19 protein-coding genes and 1 pseudogene are annotated in these 19,945 nt (G+C 34.8%); 3 read left to right on the forward strand and 17 right to left on the reverse strand.

Going from position 1 to position 19,945, the window contains the following annotated elements; genetic code table 11:
* Positions 1-423 precede the first annotated feature (423 nt).
* The 5 genes from V6255_RS12350 to V6255_RS12370 form a co-directional block, all read right to left on the reverse strand.
* The gene (locus V6255_RS12350) at positions 424-1,116 is read right to left on the reverse strand and encodes a hypothetical protein (RefSeq protein WP_341628438.1); all 693 of its coding nucleotides are present in this window, start codon (positions 1,114-1,116) and stop codon (positions 424-426) included.
* 78 nt (positions 1,117-1,194) lie between these two features.
* Positions 1,195-1,440 carry a Rho-binding antiterminator gene (locus V6255_RS12355; RefSeq protein WP_341628439.1) on the reverse strand — a complete coding sequence of 82 codons (246 nt, stop codon included), beginning with the start codon at positions 1,438-1,440 and terminating at the stop codon, positions 1,195-1,197.
* Positions 1,441-1,494: 54 nt separating this feature from the next.
* Positions 1,495-1,896, reverse strand: a complete 402-nt coding sequence (locus V6255_RS12360) for a phosphate-starvation-inducible protein PsiE (RefSeq protein ID WP_160061267.1) — start codon at positions 1,894-1,896, stop codon at positions 1,495-1,497.
* 258 nt (positions 1,897-2,154) lie between these two features.
* Positions 2,155-2,781 carry a MarC family protein gene (locus tag V6255_RS12365; RefSeq protein ID WP_341628440.1) on the reverse strand — a complete coding sequence of 209 codons (627 nt, stop codon included), beginning with the start codon at positions 2,779-2,781 and terminating at the stop codon, positions 2,155-2,157.
* Between the two features lie 136 nt (positions 2,782-2,917).
* Positions 2,918-3,346 carry a MarR family winged helix-turn-helix transcriptional regulator gene (locus V6255_RS12370; RefSeq protein WP_341628441.1) on the reverse strand — a complete coding sequence of 143 codons (429 nt, stop codon included), beginning with the start codon at positions 3,344-3,346 and terminating at the stop codon, positions 2,918-2,920.
* Positions 3,347-3,488: 142 nt separating this feature from the next.
* Here V6255_RS12370 and V6255_RS12375 point away from each other — a divergent pair, with 142 nt between their 5' ends.
* Together V6255_RS12375 and V6255_RS12380 are read left to right on the forward strand one after the other, a co-directional pair.
* The gene (locus V6255_RS12375; protein WP_341628442.1) at positions 3,489-4,256 is read left to right on the forward strand and encodes a siderophore-interacting protein; all 768 of its coding nucleotides are present in this window, start codon (positions 3,489-3,491) and stop codon (positions 4,254-4,256) included.
* A gap of 341 nt (positions 4,257-4,597) precedes the next feature.
* Positions 4,598-5,602: an LLM class flavin-dependent oxidoreductase gene (locus tag V6255_RS12380; protein WP_341628443.1), complete on the forward strand. Its 1,005-nt coding sequence runs from the start codon at positions 4,598-4,600 to the stop codon at positions 5,600-5,602.
* Positions 5,603-5,719: 117 nt separating this feature from the next.
* Here V6255_RS12380 and V6255_RS12385 read toward each other — a convergent pair whose 3' ends face one another.
* The 3 genes from V6255_RS12385 to V6255_RS12395 all read right to left on the reverse strand — a co-directional run bounded on the left by V6255_RS12385 (position 5,720) and on the right by V6255_RS12395 (position 7,687).
* Positions 5,720-6,349 (reverse strand): LysE family translocator, encoded by a 630-nt coding sequence (locus tag V6255_RS12385; protein ID WP_341628444.1) that lies wholly within the window; start codon positions 6,347-6,349, stop codon positions 5,720-5,722.
* A gap of 55 nt (positions 6,350-6,404) precedes the next feature.
* On the reverse strand, positions 6,405-7,067 hold the full coding sequence (locus V6255_RS12390; RefSeq protein ID WP_341628445.1) for a YoaK family protein: 663 nt from the start codon (positions 7,065-7,067) through the stop codon (positions 6,405-6,407).
* 146 nt (positions 7,068-7,213) lie between these two features.
* Positions 7,214-7,687 (reverse strand): Dps family protein, encoded by a 474-nt coding sequence (locus V6255_RS12395; RefSeq protein WP_160061260.1) that lies wholly within the window; start codon positions 7,685-7,687, stop codon positions 7,214-7,216.
* Between the two features lie 418 nt (positions 7,688-8,105).
* Between V6255_RS12395 and V6255_RS12400 the strand changes: the two genes are divergently transcribed.
* Complete coding sequence (locus V6255_RS12400) at positions 8,106-8,744, forward strand: hypothetical protein (protein WP_341628446.1); 639 nt, start codon at positions 8,106-8,108, stop codon at positions 8,742-8,744.
* A gap of 31 nt (positions 8,745-8,775) precedes the next feature.
* Here V6255_RS12400 and V6255_RS12405 read toward each other — a convergent pair.
* The 9 genes and pseudogenes from V6255_RS12405 to V6255_RS12445 all read right to left on the reverse strand — a co-directional run bounded on the left by V6255_RS12405 (position 8,776) and on the right by V6255_RS12445 (position 19,758).
* Positions 8,776-9,306: pseudogene (locus tag V6255_RS12405) on the reverse strand (transposase).
* A gap of 168 nt (positions 9,307-9,474) precedes the next feature.
* Complete coding sequence (locus V6255_RS12410; protein WP_341628447.1) at positions 9,475-10,755, reverse strand: TRAP transporter large permease; 1,281 nt, start codon at positions 10,753-10,755, stop codon at positions 9,475-9,477.
* A complete protein-coding gene (locus tag V6255_RS12415; RefSeq protein WP_341628448.1) occupies positions 10,752-11,264 on the reverse strand; it encodes a TRAP transporter small permease in 513 nt (170 codons plus the stop codon). The genes V6255_RS12410 and V6255_RS12415 overlap by 4 nt, the downstream gene beginning before the upstream one ends.
* Before the next feature lie 89 nt (positions 11,265-11,353).
* Positions 11,354-12,385 carry a TRAP transporter substrate-binding protein gene (locus tag V6255_RS12420; protein WP_025565394.1) on the reverse strand — a complete coding sequence of 344 codons (1,032 nt, stop codon included), beginning with the start codon at positions 12,383-12,385 and terminating at the stop codon, positions 11,354-11,356.
* Between the two features lie 81 nt (positions 12,386-12,466).
* On the reverse strand, positions 12,467-14,662 hold the full coding sequence (gene eutB / locus V6255_RS12425; protein WP_341628449.1) for an ethanolamine ammonia-lyase subunit EutB: 2,196 nt from the start codon (positions 14,660-14,662) through the stop codon (positions 12,467-12,469).
* A 17-nt stretch (positions 14,663-14,679) separates the two neighbouring features.
* Positions 14,680-16,119: an ethanolamine ammonia-lyase reactivating factor EutA gene (locus V6255_RS12430; RefSeq protein WP_341628450.1), complete on the reverse strand. Its 1,440-nt coding sequence runs from the start codon at positions 16,117-16,119 to the stop codon at positions 14,680-14,682.
* A gap of 751 nt (positions 16,120-16,870) precedes the next feature.
* Positions 16,871-18,130: an Nramp family divalent metal transporter gene (locus tag V6255_RS12435; protein WP_341628451.1), complete on the reverse strand. Its 1,260-nt coding sequence runs from the start codon at positions 18,128-18,130 to the stop codon at positions 16,871-16,873.
* A 104-nt stretch (positions 18,131-18,234) separates the two neighbouring features.
* A complete protein-coding gene (locus tag V6255_RS12440) occupies positions 18,235-18,477 on the reverse strand; it encodes a hypothetical protein (RefSeq protein ID WP_341628452.1) in 243 nt (80 codons plus the stop codon).
* Between the two features lie 357 nt (positions 18,478-18,834).
* On the reverse strand, positions 18,835-19,758 hold the full coding sequence (locus V6255_RS12445; RefSeq protein WP_341628453.1) for a DUF6515 family protein: 924 nt from the start codon (positions 19,756-19,758) through the stop codon (positions 18,835-18,837).
* Positions 19,759-19,945 lie beyond the last annotated feature (187 nt).

Raw genomic sequence — 19,945 nt, forward strand, 5'->3', positions numbered from 1 at the left:
ACGAGTTATTATTTCAATTGAAAAAGAAGATATCTAAGTTAATTAAGGCTGCACATTAATGACAACATTAAAGTGTCTGGCTTTGGTGAAAAGCATCATGTTGCAGATAATAGAAATATTCTAGGTAGGCAAGAAAATAGACGAGTTATTATTTCAATTGAAAAAGAAGATATCTAAGTTAATTAAGGCTGCACATTAATGACAACATTAAAGTGTCTGGCTTTGGTGAAAAGCATCATGTTGCAGATAATAGAAATATTCTAGGTAGGCAAGAAAATAGACGAGTTATTATTTCAATTGAAAGAAGATATCTAAGTTAATTAAGGCTGCACACTGTGTTTATCATAAGCGATTAGAATAAATAACTTAGCAATAGTATAAATAGGATTTATTCTTTTCTTGATGATTTGGCCCTGTATGACCTTACTGATTGATTGGAATATAAGTCATTTTATCGATTGTTTTTTCCAAGCCTGATAACTCTATCTGAGTAAAATTGGACAAGCGTTGTTGTAATACCGATTGCCTAGGTATAATTTCATGGCTACATAGAATCACAATATTACTATAATTATCAAACTCAATAATGGCTATGTTGATAAAGTGCTTTTTAATGATAAGTAGCATTTTCAGTAATTGCTGGTTATTTTCCGCTTTTATATTTAGAGATAGCACTGCTTTGTTAGTTGTTATTTCACATAACTGTTTATAAAAGCATTCAGTAAATAAAAAATCAGGGCTTTTTTCACCTATAAATAAATCACACAAAACAACATCATATTTAGCCTTAATACTTTCAACAAACTGTTCAGCCTGTTGGCAAATCACATCAACCTTGCCAGGCAAGTAAAAATAACGTTTAGCCATGTCAATAATAGGCTGAGAGGCTTCGATAGAAGTGATATGTAAATTAGGTATAGAAACTAAAGCACGCTCTAACGATGCTCCACCCAACCCTAAATTAAGTATTTTTTTGTGTTGATTATCCAATAACAAAAAAAGTAATAATGATTGAGAAACAGGCATTATTACTTGGTTTGGATTAACTTTCGACATTAAAGATTGGATTGAATGTCCATTATATTCAAACCACCTATAGTGTTCTGTTTCTTTCACCTCTAATAAACAACCACCAATTTCTTGTTGAAATAATAAAGTGTTGTTATTAGTAAATAATTGTTCGACATTCATAAATTAAGTAAAAGAAACTTGCTTGATATGTGGGTTTTCCACATCAACACTTAGCAACGCAATCTCATTTAATACAATATCAATATTCGTTCCCTTTACATCTAATTTAACACACTCGTCTCGTGAATCGTTACGTGCAGTATCTAAAGCAATCCCTTCGACGATCTGACCCGATTTTAAAGTTAATTTAACTGAATAGTGGTACAAACATACAATTTCAATATAATCATATTGATGACAACTTATCATTACATTTTCCTTTAATTGGCATGATCTTTTTCATTAAATAATGATAAAAATTATTCAGATCTCTTTATCCGAATTACCATAAGGATATTTAATATGGCCATAACGAATAACTAAAATAGCTATAACAATAATCAGAATTGAAGCTGATAATCCTAACATTCTCCAAGTATCTAGATTTTTCATATCTAATATCATATAACGAGCTAATGCAACGACTGCAATATAGAGTGGCATTCGAACGGGTAAGCGCCCTGACTTTAAGTACAATCCGACCATTGCAAAAACTTCTAAATAGATAAAGAGCAATAATAAGTCAGCTAAAGTAACTTCCCAGTTTTTAAACACTATCCAGACTTCATTTGCCATGGCGATAACGGTGAGTAAAGCAATAGTAAATAACGCAGTATGCTCAACCAAAGACAATGCTTTATAGCCCGCTTTTTTTATTTTCAACATTGTATATCCTTTATACAAATATAACTTCTATATAAACAACTGATTAATCGCCAGCTTTTTATTCTTAAGTAAAAATCACATTGTTCCACAATATAGTTTTTCAATGTAATTTTGTTATTTAATTTCATAGCTTGATTACACAACCTAATTTAAACCTTGCGAGCAAACGTAAAATAATTAAAAATCAAGATCACAATATCAAATTTAAACGTATAATCAATAAGTTAATAATTAAAGTAATCGTTAAAGTAATGAATATTACGAAGCCAAACCGGAAATATTGAACGCACCAATAATTCCTTCGATTATCATTTGAACGCCTATGACAGTTAAAATTAATCCCATTAAACGAGTAATAATGCTGAGCGTTCCTTCTCCTATTATCCCTAATATTTTTGAACTAAAAATAAAACATAAAAAGGTAATTAAGCACAAAAAAGCAAATACTGAAATGGTAATAATTAATCCAGTTGTTCCACCTGAAGCAGAGTAATTCATTGCTGTTGCGATGGTGCCGGGCCCTGCTAAAAGAGGTACAGCTAAGGGAGAAACTGCAATATCAGAGTCATCGTTATTTTCAGGAGAATGTAATTTAGAACCAGACCCGTTAAGCATTTGATAGCCAATTAAAAAGACTAAAAGACCGCCAGCGATCCTCAATGCAGGCAGTGTAATTCCAAATAAATGGAAAATAACTTTTCCGAGAATAGAGAAGAGCAAAATAATACCAAAGGTAATAATCAACGCTCTTGCAGCGATGCGTATTTTCTCTGTGTGAGGCTTATGCCCTACCAGTCCAACAAATGCCGCCGTATTAGCAATGGGATTCATTATAGCGAAAAAACCCATAAAAACAGTTATCAACTGCGTATACAAATCATTCATATAACCTCTTTAAAAAGTAAAAAATCAATTTTCGATTAAACGCTATCACAAGAGAAAAAATGGTTAATAAGAAATTAAATATCCTGTAATACAGTAAAGAAAGTTGCATAAAATTTCATAGAAACTCGATAAAATCTTAGACTTGCATATTTTGACTCATGATTGAAGCTACATTTGAAAACGCTTGAATCTGTTGAGGTGTTAAATTTTGGCACATTAACTCATTAACTTGCTGCTCAGCATTTAATAACTTATTGAAAAGTTCATTTCCTTGCACTGTAAACGATAAAATATAGCTACGCTTATCCTCTTCGCTAGCACGCTTATCAATTAAATTCAGACCAATAAGCTCTTTAACTAGGCGAGCAATTTGCGCTTTATCTCGTTGAGTTTGATTAACAATGTCATTTGCAGTACAGCCTTTATTACCTGCAATAATATGCAAGCAACGCACATGCATCGCATTTAGTCCTAACTCATTAGCATTAATTGCTTTACGGATAGTGACGCGATAGCTTTGCATTAATGTAAAAAGTGTATTGGCGATAGGTTTAACTGTATTCATGATGAACCTCAAAGTAGTTGACAATATCAATTAAATTGATATAGTTGATTTTATCAACCAAATGAAATTATTGCAAACATTAATAATATTATGGTCTAACAACTTTTAATAGCCGTTTAAATTAATCGCAAGTGAGATAAAGATGAGTAGACAAATTCGACAAGCCAAAGTACTGAGCACGCAACAAATAACACCTCATTTACAGCGTATTATCATTGGTTCAGATGAGTTTAAAGAATTTTCTGATGTATCCATGCCTAATTATATAGGCAACTATATAAAAGTATTACTACCCAAAAAAGGACAATCGAGTCTTAATCTAAATCCCAAAACGGCAGTCATGCGATCTTACACAATTAGAGACGTTGATAGCGAAACAGGCGCTCTTACATTAGACTTTGTGATTAATATGCACCAAGGACCCGCTACTGATTGGGCACAAACAACCCAAAAAGGAGATAGTTTAGCGATTGCAGGACCTGGGCCTAAGAAAATGGATGATTTTAGCCAACTACATTACATATTATTAGGTGATTTAACTTCAGTAAATGCGATTAAAGGTTACTTACAACAACTGCCTATCATAGCTAAAATTGAAGCTTTTATTCATGTGCCTTCCAAACAAGATATTATTGATCTTGACACGACGCGAGATGTTAACTGGATTGTTACAAATACTCCCAATCAAACCATGGAGATAGCATTAAACGACTTGACCATCACAGAGACATCTCCAACAGTTTTTATGGCGTTAGAAGCAGGATTAGTAAGCCAACTTAAAACAATGTTTGCTCAAAAATACGCGATACCCCGTTATAATATTGTGGCCTCAGGTTATTGGAAAAAAGGTGTTAATTCGGAACGCTATAAAGAACAGCGTCAGCAGCAACAGAAGAATCAAAACTCATAGATTTCATCTAATACCGATTACATTAACTAAATGATCTAAGTTTTGCGCAGGAAAAATGACTTAATTTAAGGTGTAAATTGCGGCCTTTCGAAGATTAACTTCGTTAATCTTCTATCGGAGAATTAACTAAAAGAGGTTAATTCTTTAATAAGATGTTCCCTTTACGAAATTTACAACGAAGAAATAAGTTATTTTAACCAATGAAATAGATCAGTTAATTAGTGTGGTTGGTATAATAGAGTCTCTTCACCTTGAATTAACATCAGCGCGCCCCATCTCTGATCATATACAGTATGTTTAGGTACATTAAACCTAATGACACTTTACTGAGAGGTACTATTTTGTTATCCAACATTCCTTTTTCATTATTAGATCTTACGCCTATGGTAAAAGGGGCAAGCGTATCTGAAACACTTAATAAAACGATTCAATATGCGCAAAAAGCAGATCAACTTGGCTTTAACCGTTTTTGGCTAGCAGAGCATCACAACATGCCAGGCATTATATGTTCAGCGACATCGATATTAGTAGGTCATATAGCAGGAAAGACTGAACGTATTCGAGTTGGTTCAGGCGGAATCATGCTACCAAACCATTCTACATTAGTGGTAGCTGAGCAATTTGGAACACTTGAAAGTTTATATCCAGGCAGAATCGATTTAGGGCTTGGTAGAGCACCAGGTAGTGACTCAATAACAAGCCAAGCTTTAAACAGTGACATGCGACGAGCAGACAACTTTCCAAATGAAGTCAGTGAATTGCAAAAATTATTAGGTCCTTATAACAGTACCAGCCAAATTAGAGCTATTCCTGGCGAAAATACCAATGTACCAATTTGGTTATTAGGATCAAGTTTATTTAGTGCACAATTAGCAGCAGAAAAAGGCTTACCTTATGTTTTTGCTGGACATTTTGCACCGCGCTTTTTACATGATGCCGTTGCGCTTTATAAGCAAAACTTCAAACCATCAAATGTGCTTAGTCAACCCTACTTCATGCTTGCGTTACCACTCGTTGCAGCAGAAACAGATCAAGAAGCACAATATTTATCAACAACATCAAAACAACGCGTATTAGCACTCATGCGTGGCAAAGAGTTATGGCTAACACCTCCCGTTGAAACAATGGATGGATTATGGACTGCGCAAGAGAAACAGCAAGTCGATAGCTTTTTAAGTTTAAGTGTAACTGGAGGCCCAGGCAGTATAAAACATAAATTAGAGGTGATAGCAGAACAGCTAGGCGTTGATGAATTTATATTTACTAATGATTTATACGAACCAGAAAAACGTAATAAAGCACTTGAAATTCTAATGGAAGCAAAAAAGTTAAGCAGTAATAGTTAGCTTTTGATAGTTAAATAGTAATGATTATGAGTGTGTAAATATTAAAGTATTACGTGGTGGTCATTGGCCATAAAAAGTCACTTTTTACAGTGACTTTATTCTGTAATGTTTACGCAGTTAGCGGTTGCTTGTTAAAGCAATTTTAGCACTCAGCCCCACTAAAATAGTACCAGAAACGCCCTCTAGTATTCTTGAGTATTTTTGTGCTTTAGGGCTACTAAACAACATACTGCCTAAACTGGCATAGAATAAATTACAACATGTCGCTAATGCACTAAATAACAACCCTAAAGTAAGCAATTCAGTTGTCGCGTTAGTCGCTGAAGGGTCAATAAATTGAGGAAGAAACGCTAAAAAGAACATCGCCACTTTAGGATTTAATACGCTAATAATAACGCCCTGTTTAAAAATATTTTTAGGTGGCTCATTAGATGTTTCAGCCGTTAATTTAGAATCGTTACGGTAACAATTTAATAATGAACTGATCCCTAAATACAATAGATAGAGTGCACCTAAATACTTAATAACAGTAAATAAGAATGCAGAGTTTAAAATTAATGCAGAAAGGCCTAACACAGCGGCAATAGTGTGAATTAAATAACCCACGCCCAACCCTAATGAAGCCTCAATACCAGACTTCATTTTATTTTTCATTGTCGTTGTTACGATGTAAATAACATCTGGACCAGGGATTAAATTGATAGAAAGTGCTGAAATAACAAAAAGTAGTAAGGTGTTTAGTTCCATGATAATCAAACTCCATATATAAATTAAAAACTTATCATTGCCAATCAGAAACAAATTACTGATTGGCCTTTATATTGTAAATTGAATAGGATAAAGCTAATAATAAACAAATGCTTGCAGGAATGTACAAGGCTTGAAATTTCAACAAATTAAAGAAATAAGCGCCGAATAGTCCACCAGAAATAAACCCAAAAATAATCAACAGAAATAATGTTAGTTTTCGTCTATCAAAGGGCTCCCCTCTTAATTTAGACCCCAACATAATCCCGATATCAGTAAATATTCCTGTTACATGTGTTGTTCTTACCACGGCTCCACTATAAGTAGTCGCTAGCGCATTTTGTAACCCACAAGCAGCTGAGGCTAAGTAATGCCCATTAACAGAGTCATTTGATAGGAAATAAATCGCACCAAACAAAAAAATGGCTTCTAAAGAAAGAAGTCCACTATAGTTACGACCTAATTTTAATGATCCGCCATTCAAGAAATACCCAGAAATAACAGAACCAGCTAAGAAACTAAGTAGGATAAAAACTAAATGTAAGGTATCTGAAAAGGTTGTGTTGATAAGGCCTGTGCCTAGTAAGGTTGCGGTACCAGACAAGTGTGAAACAGATTGATGTTGAAAACCTAATAAACCTACAGAATTAACTAAACCAGCAACTAGAGCAAGCACAAACGAACCGTATTCAACCCAACGAGGTAATTTTGAAATCACGTGAGTCCCTTTGGCTGATTGTGCTTAAATAAACAAAAAATAATAAGGTCTATAATCACCCAATACTATTTTCCATTATCGTCTATTACATTGTCGTCTACTAAATTGTAGTTTACTAATTGTAATAGATTATGTGTAACAGCTAATTATGCTGTTTTAGTCGCTCTTAACATCCAAGCAGTTTTTTCATGTATGCGCATACGGTCAGACACTAAAGAAGCAGTAGACTCATCGTCTGCCTCTTGTGCAACTTTCAATACTTGACGAGAAGTTTTAATGACCTGTTCGTGTCCTTTAGTCAACAACTCGACCATTTCTGCTGAACTTGGTACACCATCGACTTCTTTAATTGAACTTAATTTTGCAAATTCTTTGTAAGTTCCTGGAGCTGGAACATCAAGCGTTCTAATACGTTCAGCAATATCATCAACTGCAGTAGCTAGTTCCGTGTAATGCTCTTCGAACATTAAATGTAACTCACGAAATTGCATACCTGTTACATTCCAGTGAAAATTATGAGTTTGTAAATATAACGTGTAAGAATCAGCTAATAGTCGTTTTAAACCATCTGATATTTCCGCTCTATTCTCTTTACTTATACCAATATCTATATCAGCCATTTCATTTCCTCATGTTTATAATTGTAATCAAAAATAACAATTTATTAGGCAATTAAAAATACCACATTAATTGTGTAAGAATACATGTGCCTAAAGACGAATTAACATTATTAGAGTACTTGATTCATACTTATTCATCAACCACTGTGACACCAAAATAATGTCTATTTCCCTGACAATTAAAATGAAAATCCAAACTATAACCTGGAAAAAAATTTCCAATATAATGTCCATATAAATGAATGGTTAATGACTAAATTTAAAGTGAAAATTGAACCATAAAAAATAAATGTCTAATGACTTGATAACGACTATAAACTTTTATTATTTCTATACTCTTTATATTCTGTACAGCTATTTTTAGTTAACTGTTAGAATCCTGCTTCTTCCAATAGAGATTGACAAAAAGGCAACAAGAATGGATGCTTTAATTTCCAAGCAGATTGATGAAACATCACTAAGGTCGCCCCCTTGGACAACCATGGTATCAAATGATGATAATGCCTATATCGATTTTAAGAAACAACCTAAATTAATTCGTGGCGCATTAGAGGATCTTACTCCATTTAAAAAATGGGATTTTGTAGAAACGTTTTATTCCTTAATTGAATGGATAAACAGCGCTAGCTCAACATTAGAGAGTAATGATTGTGTCTTTAACCCTGTCGAAAAAAACACAGATCAACAATACCCTTACCCCAAAAAATGCAGTGCTCGTTTAATGATTTTATTTCGAGATATTCCAGAAAATTGCCAAGAAAAAAGTGTTGATTGGCTGAGCAATAAAATATTAACGTTAGTGTCAACTATGAAACCTAACTTTAAAGCTGGAGCAATTGCTTTATCCCATTCTCCAACCTGTTATTTAGCTTTAGGTGACCAACCGAATACAGGGGGAATGGGCTATCAAGTAACATTAACCTTTCTAGCCTATGGTAAAAATGAGAGTAAATGTTATGAGAATATGAAGGAAGTACTGAAGGTGGCACAAAGTAGCTTACAAGGCGTGAATAAAAGCATTCAACATGGTGAATTAGATTTATTATATAAAACATAACTAGGGCGAGTTGATCTTTGGTGCTCAATAATTACTCAGCATGTACAGGGAGCCACATAATAGTGAATGCTAAAGAAACCATACTTGCATAATTTTGTTCTAATTTATTGTATCTCATTGCTATTACTCGGAAATGTTTAGTTCTTCCAAATGCATTTTCAACTAAATGTCGACATTTATACAGGCACCAATCACTGTCATTGTTTCCTATTTTATTGTTTTTTCGTCTAGGAATGGTTGAAATGGTAGCTGTTCCATGCTGATCAGTACGAGTACGGCCTATACTATCGTCAATAAACAGCTATTCTGAATCTATATTTTTTGATAACCAATTAAATAAATTAAGTAAAACGCCTTTTTTACTATAAATTAAAGCACCGAAATACTGTACTCTATTGCCCAAATTCAGTTGGTTAATCTCGCTATGGACAACCGGTTCGCATCCTAAAAAGGATCTCCTCAAAGGTTATTCTATATTCAGGTTTATTATAAATTCTTCCACTGTGTTTTATTAACTGTAATAACTTTACCACAGTGTATCTGTTACCGTTGTTCTTGGTATGGTGGTATTCTTGTATGTTGATTTTTGTCGAAACCATTATACATTTCCACCATGCTGTTCGGAAATTACTCTTAAAAGATCAACACGCCCTAAAAATACAGAAAAATGATTGGCTCAAGTCAATATAGCCAATCATTTAATAGTATTTTTTCATAAATGAGGATTAAATTAATTAAATAATGAAGGTAAAAATAGTGTTATCCAAGGAATATACGTAATCAATAAAACAATAATCACATTAGCTAGAATAAACGGCAATATTGCTCGGCTAATTTTTTCCATCGACTCACCTGATATAATTGATGACGCAAACAAACAGCAACCTACGGGGGGTGTTGCCAGACCTGTAATTAAATTAACACACATGAAAATACCCGCATGTAATGGGTCAATACCTAACATGTCAAACACAGGTAGTAATACAGGTGTCACTATCATCAAGGCAGGAATCGAATCCATAAACATGCCCAAAAAGAATAATAAAATATTAATAAGTAATAATATTAACCAAGTTGATTCAATATTCTCTATTAAGTATTCTGCAAATATCATTGGCAACTGTTCATTTGATAATGCCCATCCAAAAATACCCGCTGCAGCAATGATAATCGACACGCTACCTGTTTCAACGGTTGATTCTCGAATAGCTCCCATTAACCTCTTCCAAGTTAAAGAACGATAGACAAAAATAGCAATAAAAATAGAATAAAATACTGCAATAACAGCCGCTTCAGTGGGACTTACCACGCCCATTAAAATACCACCGAGAATGATCACCGGTAGTAACATCGCATAAAAAGCACCACCAACAATATCGAAACCTTGTTTGCGTGTTATTTTTTCTTCTCTTCTTGGTAAGTCATTTTTACGGCCGTATAACCAAACAACGGCAATTTGAGCAAGTCCAACCATGACTCCAGGAATAGCACCCGCTAAAAACATATCTTTAATAGAAACTTGAGCAATTGATCCATACAGAATAAACATCAAGCTAGGCGGAATAATTGGCCCCATCGTTGAGGATGCAGCGGTGACAGCCGCACTAAAACTTTTTTTATAACCCGCTTTAGTCATCGCCGGGATCATTACAGAACCAACCGCGGTTGTATCAGAAATAGCAGTACCAGTAATACCACCAAAAAACATACTCACGACAATATTCACATAAGCAAGATTGCCTTTAACACGCCCTACTATTAAATCAGCTAAACGAATAATACGATCACTAATACCCGATTCAGCCATGACTTTGCCAGCTAAAATAAAGAATGGAATGGCTAAGAGTACAAATGAATCAAAAGAACGAAATAATCGAACCACCATAATACTGAGAGGAATATCAGCTCCAATGAAGTAAACAAGTGTTGACGCAAGCAATGCAAAAGGAATAGGTATTCTAATTGCCATCAACAAAATAAAACAAAGGATCATTAAAAAAATAAAAGTCATGAAGCACTCCGCTTGCTAAAAATTGAAATCATTTTTGTTAATAAATAAAGAAAAATTAAAAAAGCAAATATTGGAACAGATAGATAGATACTACCAATGGGAAGCCAAGGGATAATAGGTGGATGCACAGGCCACATCGTTACGGCATGTTGACTACCAACCACGATAAAAATAATGCAAAGTGCCATCATAATAATGCAATGAAAAAAATCGAAAACCTTTTTAGTCTTAGGCCCGACTCTGTCGTATAGAATATCAATTCGAGCATGGCTCTGTTGTGTATAAGCAATAGCGCTACCTACTAATGCAATAATGATGTAAATGTATCTTGATATAGTATTAGACCAAGCAATCGGTGAATCGAAGCTATACCGTAAGAAAATGTTAACTCCGAGTAATAAAATCAAAGCACACATTAATACCAGCAATGTCACGCCACATATGCTACTTATTTTGTTCATTACACCTTCGACTTTATTCTCTAGCACAGCTTTTTCTGTATCAGGCATACCGCTCACCTCATTATTCTTTGTTTGCTGTTAATTGATAGATCAACCTCTTTAGTCAAAAAGGTTGATCTTATTGAAGTGATTAATGATTATTTAAATGCCTTAGGAAGGCGGGCATTAGGATCAAGGTATTGAATTTCTTCATACCACGTTTTCCATTGAGGTTCTTTAGCAAACCATTTTGTATACACTGACTGCGATGCTTCTTTAAATTCATCAGTATTTGGATAAGTAATCGTTTGATCTTTATCTTCTTTTACTTTTTCGATGAACTTAGCTTCACGAGCATACTGCCAAGCGTCCGTTAACTCTATTGCTTCATCAGCAATATCAGTCACAATTACTTTTTGTTCTGCAGTTAATTTATCCCAGACTTTTGGAGACATAAATAATATTTTTTGCGTCCACATTTGATTCAATATTGCATAACTATCAACAACTTCACTCATTTTGAAAATATCGTTGCAATACACACCTAAATCATCAGCTTCTACCATGCCTGTTTGTAATGAAGTATAAAGTTCACCCCAGTCTGTTGGTGTCACCGTAAAGCCAAATGCTTCATAGATATCAATAAACAAAGGATTTTGCATCGCTCGTAACTTCACACCCTTAGCATCAGCTAAACTATTAATAGGCTTTTTACTGGCAATCGCAAAACCATTACAATCAGAATAGACGCCCAATGCTTTCATACCTGTTGCTTTACTGGCACCAGCAAGGATCTCTTTAACCACACTAGAACTTCTTGCTACTTTATAATGCTCCAAACTTTTAAATAAATAAGGAAGTTGAAGAAATTGAATGTCCTCGTAATAACCAGCAATATGACCCGCACTCGTCGCCGCTAGGGAAACCGTTCCAGCTTTAGCAAATTCCAACGCCTCTTCTTCTGACCCAGTTAAGGTACCTGGGTAAATTGAAACCTTTAGGTCACCATTAGTTCTTTCTTCTAATAATGTTTTAAAGGTTTCAGCCAATAGCTGATCAGCATCATAAACGTTATTTTGATGAGCAAATTTAAGCCTCATTGAATCAGCTTGCACGACAGGTGCTAACAGCAACATCACACAAGTGGTCGCAAGTGTGACTTGTTTAATTACTTTCTTTCTCAATATCATTATTTATATCCTTATTTAATGTATGTAGATGTGTGTTGAATATTGATTAAAATATTTTTAGCATTACTTTGTTAAATTGGGTTATACGCTTTTTTGAGCTTTCAACAGATCTTCTAATCGATTACCTGCTGCTTGATTTTCAAGAATTTCCATTACTTTTTCTGCAACAACACTGCCTCCTTCGATAGGCGGTAAACCTCCTTGGTAAATGTTAGTAATTAAAGTGTATTCATAACGAATTTTTTCATGTTCACTGTAAATTGCAGCGGCTTTTCTCGCCTTCTCATCCTTCAGCTTTAGCACCAAATAAGCAGACATACTTTTTGAAGAAAGAGCATCTCCCCCTGGTCGTTCTCCTGCCAATAAAATAGCAACATTACAGTCCAATACATCGGAGATACATTCAGCTAATTTAACGCGACCAAAGTGTGTAACGATAGGCTCGCCTAATGAGTAATGACGACTTTTTAATCCATCCATTAATACAGGGATCATATCTGGAACGTTATGATGAACGGCTTCAGCTGATAAACCATCGGTGATTATAATCTGTACATCATTACCTTCAGCAGAAAGACTATCTAGATCAGTTTTAGACAGTTTTGATCCAACTTCAGGATTTTTTAAATGCTCAGCATGATCAATAGCCGTAGAGACAAACTCTCTAAAGGTGAAACCAGTAAACAACTCTGGTTTAAGATGTGAATGGACCGCTTCTCGTCCTACCGATTGATTAATACGGATCACTTCTTGTACTTTATGCGCAGGACGTGGACCTGCATTTTCAAATCCAGGGGCATTTGGCGTTGCCTCATGCAGACGTTGAAACTCTAAATCACTCTTGATAAATAACCTTGGGTTTCCCCAATTTGGACCGCGCTCAACGTTACCATCGGTATGTTGAATATAAATACCTTTTTGAACTGCCCATTGTAAAAACTCAGGCGCAGGATTACGGTGATATATTTCCCTTAAGGTTTGATCGTCGTGCCCTGAATTCACAAAGTGAGCAAGCATACGATCGGTACCTAAATAGATATCCATAAAGAAGTTTGCCCCTGCCGCTGTAGCCAATTGCACAGCCATTTGCTGACCTTCTAAATGTGAATTTGAATGTAAGGTATAACTTGGGCTGATGCCCATCGGTAAGCCTAAGAGCTTCCCCATGAAGTGGTCTTGAAGTGTCGATACCATTAATTCAAAGTCATTAAGATGTGTTTCTGGACCAATGAAACCTGTTGCGTTATTGACCATAAAAGGATCATAACGTCGGCATAGTCCGTAACATAATGCTTCGCAAGTCGCCATATCCATACCGTTATGTTTACGGTAAGTCATTTCACTGCCTTGACCTGTTTCAAAGTACATAAATTGGTCCGCTATATCTTTTAGCGGACCTTCATTTTTCATGGTTTCCACAGCTTGATCTAAAAACTCTACCGTTACGTCGAACTCTCCGGTTAATGTTTCATCTGTACCTGCAAAGCTTTGGAATAAGATTTCAACTGGTGCGCCCTGTTTTAAGGCGGTAAGTTGACTTTTAATATGCCCAAGTACACAAATTTGAGTGGGAGCGCCTGTTTCGCGACGCAACTTATCTATATGCCAAAGCATCGCGGCTATATTATCGACTGACCCATCAGAGGGGTTAACACCAATTAAACAGTCCCCCATTCCCATGGCTAAATCGTTATAAACCATCATCGAAATAGCATCTAAATTATCTTTAGGATGATTAGGTTGAAGACGAAATGACAGTGTTTTAGGCGTACCAATCAAGGTTCTTGCTTTAGTTGGCCGAAATATTTTACCGGGTAAATAAACTAATTCATGTACATCCATTAACTTGGTTAAAGCGGATGCCATGACAGGTGTTAATGCTAAACCAATCGCAGCCACTCGCGTTCCATTACTGGCAAGCAAATGATCTTTAAGATCGCCCATAGTCATATGGGCAATACTTTGAAACAGTTCAAGATCTATCTCATAACCAGCACGCATGACAGAGTCAACACTGCCATCATCAGCAGTTAACGGATTATCATAAAGGTACTGCAATGTTAAAGAAGCTAGAATTGCTCTTGCCGCTTCTCTATCCATTGCATTTTTGGGTGCAAGGTCAGTTGTCCTATCCCCCGCTTTACTAATATCAGCGGCTCCTAATAGTTTTTTAAGCCCTTCAAAGTAAAAAATTTCATTCAATATTTTGAAAGAATAAACTTCATCAGGCCCTGGAACGGGAACATGAATATCTTTAAGTGGGATAATCTTTTTCATTAAATAAACCTTAAATTCTAATAAATACCATAAAAAGAAACGGGTACAACGCCGCGATACGGACTTCCAATATTTACAAACTGTGCATTACGATCTGGTATTTCATCTATGATCATTAATTTAGCGGATGATTTCCCCCAGTCCGTTGCATAGTTACCTAATGCTTTCCCAAAATTTCCGGGTACCAATATCACTAACGGTAAATCAATAGTGAGTGTCGCTAATGCTTGATTTATTCGATCACCAAGCGTTTTAATTTGTTGCAAAGAAGCAGGTAAAGCTCCCCCTTCTGAATCAGTTACTGGTAGCATTTGAATACAAGCTTTACCACTACGCTGTGCAACAACAGAAATAGAATTAAGAAGATCAGATAAGTCACAAGACATACTGAGTCGAGCAACAATAGGAACATCATTTAAAGGCAGTGCCGAGGTGTCTGGTAAAAATAAAGTTGCACCTGAAATTTCAGTATTATGAAGCGTCAACCCGTACACAGTTGCTCTACCCATATTTTCTGGGCGAATGGTTGTTATTTGTTTAGAAAAGAAAGGATCGGAGATAATTCTTTTAGCTAGGTCGATACCTAAATCACCATAAAAGGTGGTACTAGGTATCGGTTCGTTTTCAGTGATTTTATAAATAAGTTCGCCTACACCACCGGAAAATGTAATCAGAGGTGAATCAACGTTTGGAGGCAGTATAAAAGAAGTTTGGCAAAGACGCTGGCCAATATCGCTTTCAAAAAATGCTAGGCTTCCCCGAGCGATGGCTTTTAGTGCTTCAATGTAAAGGTCGAGGATTTTATTGAGGGTGCCAGCACAAAGAGTATCGCCAATTTCATTAGTTACCCCGATATGGTTTAACATTGAATAACCGTATTCAGAGATATTAATTAAGCGGTAAGTCCCTGGTTCAAAATGAAAATGCCTAGCGCCAATATAAAAACATCCCGTTGTTTTGACTTGTCCATTTTGACCTGCTGCGGGATTAGTTGTGCCGCCACCAATATCGAGATTAACGAGTGTTTCGTTCTTAAAGTGTCGAGATAATAATGCAGCACACCCCATGAAGGCTAACCATGACTCAAGATTTGGATCATCAACCGTTGCAATAACAGCTTGTCCGATACGCTCTTTAATTAAAGCGGCAATATGCACTGAGTTTTGTTGTAAAGCAGCTAAACCAGTAATGATCACTCCGCCAGAAAAAATGTTATCGCCTTTTTCTAACCAAGTATCTAATAGTTCAGCGATAGCGGATGCGTCAATTTCAGCACCTTTAAAAGGCGTAAATTCAACATTAGATCGATAGACAATTTCTGGTGCAGAGAATGCCATTCGCCCTGTCGCAGAGTTCATTCCAACTCCAGCAACAGCGATCATCGCACTGCTAGTGGTTGAACCGAAATCCATCCCTATCATTTTTACTTGTTCTTTTATGTTTTGACTATTTTCCATATGTCTATACATCACCTTGAACAATTTGAGTGCAACTGCAATCAAAAGATATGTCCAAAGCAACAGCATTAATTATACCAAGTGTATTATTAATGCTAATTTTTTGATCTCTATTCAACTTAAAGAGAGTGTATTAAATCACTGATAACAAGGAATCTATTCAAAAAAACAACAAATTTAAAAAGCGTCTAATATCATTTATTTTTTCACGTAATAAAAAGCCAAACCACCTATAAACACTCGCTTTCTATTAATTTAAATGAATTATTAACCGTCATCATAAAGTTAATAATGGTTAGTAAATATCAATTATTTTTAATTAATTAGTGATGAAAAATTTAAATTAAATCAATTTGAAATGTAATCATATTAATGGTGTTTTTTGACTAAAATTGAAATTATTATCGATTTAAATTGATCATTTATTGGATGGTATCGAAAGGAGGCTCCATATTAGCGCACTATCAATGTTCGCTTTCGCACTATTTCGGAGCGCATCGCTACATTAATAATGCAAATTGGTTTATTGCATAACCTCCGTCCTGGATAATGGAAGTGTAATACTATTAAATATCAACATGTTAAACTTTCATATTATACAGTATCGTAACTTTTGTGTAGTTCAAGGCAAATCATCGAAGCTATAACGAGTTATTCGAAGGCTATTTAACACAGAAATATGCAAAAAAAGTCCCTATAAATAAGGGGTCTGTATCGATTTATTTAACCAGAATTGAGGTAATATATGTCATTACAAAAAACTAGCAAATAACATTATATTCAAAATAGTTAAAATTAACCAAATAGATAACAACAAAAAATTCATCAACTTGGAGTTCCTATGTTTTCCCATTACCCTCTTCGATGAGGTTAAATAAATTTGTAAAAAAACGGTAATAGGTAATTGAATGCTGAGTACCATTTGAGAAATAATCAAACCTTTAAAGGGATCTGAAATCAAAAAAATAATCAATGTTGAAATAATTAATATACTCGCCACCCCCACTTTAATGTGGGTCGCTTTGATATTGTAAGGTTCTTTAAATAAACCGGCATAAACAGAGCCACCAGCCATACCAGCAGTAATAGTTGAAGAGATCCCCGCAAATAATAATGCAATACCGAATACAATAGCTGCTTTTGAACCCAACATAGGAGAAAGAAGGTGCTGTGCTTGTTCTAGTTCTGTCACCACTATATCGTTATCAAAAAAGGTAGCTGCAGCCAATATAATCATTGCACTATTAATAGCCCAGCCAATAATCATTGATACAAAAGTATCGGTAAACTCATACCTTAATTGTTTTTTAATAACGGCTTCATTGTCATTACTCCATTGCCGACTTTGAATGATTTCTGAATGTAAAAATAGGTTATGAGGCATAACAACAGCGCCTAATACCGCCATAACGATAATCATTGAACCATCAGGAATACTAACGGTTACCCAACTTCTAGCAGCCTCCGGCCAGTCAATATTAACAATGCTCATTTCATACAAAAATGAAAATCCAATAATTGACACAAAACCAATAATCAGTTTTTCAAGCTTGGTATAAGTATTGGTAAATAGTAAGAAAATGACGATAACAAGAATAATGACAGAACCAACCACTATCGGTATATCAAACAGTAATTGTAGTGCAATTGCCCCCCCCAATATCTCAGCTAAAGCAGTCGATATAACCGCTATGATACTGGTACAAAGTACAAACTGTGCCACATGAACATTGAGATTTTTCATTGCAGATTCAGCTAAACAATCTCCAGTAACAATGCCTAGGTGAGCAACATTATGCTGCAATAAAATCAACATTAGCGTAGACAGTGTTACCATCCATAGAAGTGTATATCCAAACATTGAACCCGCCGCAATATTTGAAGCCCAATTTCCCGGATCTATAAAACCAACAGTGACGAGTAACCCCGGCCCCATATATTTAAGGATTTCACTCAACCCATGTTTATTTTTATGCGAGGAATTTAATGTAAACAATGATCTTATTTTCATAGAGACTCTGAATGATGATGCATCAATGAACATATGATAGTCATAAAGACTACACTCTTAAAAACAGAGTAGAAAGGAAATAAACCGCTGGATAAGAAACTAATTTACGATGAGGTTGGAAATCGGCTTATTTTACAATACGCCTTTTTTTTCTGTAAGGCTTTTAACTTACTTCTTAACTTATGGCCTTTCTTGTCTGTATATATAACACGCATATTCTTTTTAGCCGTCATAATTTTTTCATCAATTTTCAAACATAAGCTTTTAGATACTTTGGTATTTTGTTTGGCCATTATATTGCTTGAGATAATAAGCACACAGGTGAATAAAATGATTTTATTAAGCATAGTATTTCCTACTTTTAATCGAATAAATGTAAGAGAAGAGGATCTATTAAACGTAAATCACAATTTAAAAATACGCAAATTTTAGCTAAGAATAATCAATAAATACATATTAAAACTCATTATCTTAGAATAGTAGTAACGAATTAAAATTATCACTTTTACAATACAAAACCTTTCCTATTCAATAAAAAATTCCCGCTAAAAAATAGGCTTAAATTACCAGTGAATAAGCAACTAACAACACATTTATGGTTTAATCTAACGAGTATTAAAATGTTAATCTCGTTAGATTAATTTTTGGTAGAAAAACTACAATTCAGAAATGAAGCACTGTATTTACTATTTAAAAATAAAGACTTAATCTAACTTCACTGCTAAATAATTAACATCGTTATCCGATGATTGAGGTAAAAAATAAATATCTTGGAACTTAAAATATTGTTCCCCGTTAACAACGACTAATTCAGCGCCTTCAGGTAATACAGAGTAACGTTGCCCAAGCTCAAAATAATCACTTTGTTGTTGCTCATATTGTGTTTCATCAATTACTGGCAATGCAGCTGTATCGCTGGATGGTTCTTCCACTACTTCGTAATATCCACCATTAGCAATATAATAAATACCTTGGAAAAAATAATAATGGATCCCATGAATAAAAATGTCTTCAAAACCCTGTGGTAAATAACGAATTTTCAGCCCCACTGGAGGATGCACGACGGTATATCCATTATTTAGATGGCGATAATATAACCCGCTACTAAAAATAAAAGAAAGTCCTGCAAAACGAAGCCTACGACCATTTCTTGGTAATTTATGACTCCTTAAACCTGTTTTATAAGTGGCACGTTTACGAAAACCTTTACTTCGTTGACTTTTTAACTTTTTAGCGGCTATTAATCTTTTAGCTTTCTGTTTATTACGCACCGCTGCATTTGGTGGTAACACTGACGTTTTTATAGTTGAACGATTTTTATTCAGATTACGTTTATAGTCAGTACGGTTATGGATTTTTCTATTAATGTTAGATTTTGAATTTTTATGAGCAATTGCTTTTTTATTGCTCTGCCTGTTTTCTTTATTACGAACGGCACGATTTTTTGGTAGCACAGAGCCATTTTCATAGATGATAGGTTTACGTACAACTCTATTTTTTTTAGACTCCAAATGCTTATGTACACTTGGTCTATTGTGATGTTTTTTATTATCTCTATTTTCAGCTGAGCTTATACTTAGAGAAACAAAGAAGCTCATGATAATTGCTAATAAGAATGTTAATTTCATTAGATTTCCTTTTAAAACTAACTAGATTTAAATCGGTAATACTTCTGTCGTCATAAATTGTTCTTTGATTCAAGAGAGACTCATTGCTCTCTCACTTACAATTAAGACCGTGTTTCATCTGGTTTTTAATTCAAAATTTTATAAAACCACAAATAAGTGACTAGTATGAATATGCTATTACGACAAC

Source organism: Psychromonas arctica (assembly GCF_038155225.1).
Taxonomy (GTDB): Bacteria; Pseudomonadota; Gammaproteobacteria; order Enterobacterales; family Psychromonadaceae; genus Psychromonas; species Psychromonas arctica_B.

Excerpts from the sequence above, each read along its gene's own strand:
- V6255_RS12445 (WP_341628453.1), bottom strand. The coding sequence starts at position 19,758 with ATGAAATTAACATTCTTATTAGCAATTATCATGAGCTTCTTTGTTTCT.
- V6255_RS12415 (WP_341628448.1), bottom strand. The coding sequence starts at position 11,264 with ATGCCTGATACAGAAAAAGCTGTGCTAGAGAATAAAGTCGAAGGTGTA.
- V6255_RS12385 (WP_341628444.1), bottom strand. The coding sequence starts at position 6,349 with ATGGAACTAAACACCTTACTACTTTTTGTTATTTCAGCACTTTCTATC.
- V6255_RS12400 (WP_341628446.1), top strand. The coding sequence starts at position 8,106 with ATGGATGCTTTAATTTCCAAGCAGATTGATGAAACATCACTAAGGTCG.
- V6255_RS12355 (WP_341628439.1), bottom strand. The coding sequence starts at position 1,440 with ATGATAAGTTGTCATCAATATGATTATATTGAAATTGTATGTTTGTAC.
- V6255_RS12430 (WP_341628450.1), bottom strand. The coding sequence starts at position 16,119 with ATGGAAAATAGTCAAAACATAAAAGAACAAGTAAAAATGATAGGGATG.
- V6255_RS12410 (WP_341628447.1), bottom strand. The coding sequence starts at position 10,755 with ATGACTTTTATTTTTTTAATGATCCTTTGTTTTATTTTGTTGATGGCA.
- V6255_RS12435 (WP_341628451.1), bottom strand. The coding sequence starts at position 18,130 with ATGAAAATAAGATCATTGTTTACATTAAATTCCTCGCATAAAAATAAA.
- eutB (WP_341628449.1), bottom strand. The coding sequence starts at position 14,662 with ATGAAAAAGATTATCCCACTTAAAGATATTCATGTTCCCGTTCCAGGG.
- V6255_RS12420 (WP_025565394.1), bottom strand. The coding sequence starts at position 12,385 with ATGATATTGAGAAAGAAAGTAATTAAACAAGTCACACTTGCGACCACT.
- V6255_RS12360 (WP_160061267.1), bottom strand. The coding sequence starts at position 1,896 with ATGTTGAAAATAAAAAAAGCGGGCTATAAAGCATTGTCTTTGGTTGAG.
- V6255_RS12440 (WP_341628452.1), bottom strand. The coding sequence starts at position 18,477 with ATGCTTAATAAAATCATTTTATTCACCTGTGTGCTTATTATCTCAAGC.
- V6255_RS12375 (WP_341628442.1), top strand. The coding sequence starts at position 3,489 with ATGAGTAGACAAATTCGACAAGCCAAAGTACTGAGCACGCAACAAATA.
- V6255_RS12395 (WP_160061260.1), bottom strand. The coding sequence starts at position 7,687 with ATGGCTGATATAGATATTGGTATAAGTAAAGAGAATAGAGCGGAAATA.
- V6255_RS12365 (WP_341628440.1), bottom strand. The coding sequence starts at position 2,781 with ATGAATGATTTGTATACGCAGTTGATAACTGTTTTTATGGGTTTTTTC.
- V6255_RS12370 (WP_341628441.1), bottom strand. The coding sequence starts at position 3,346 with ATGAATACAGTTAAACCTATCGCCAATACACTTTTTACATTAATGCAA.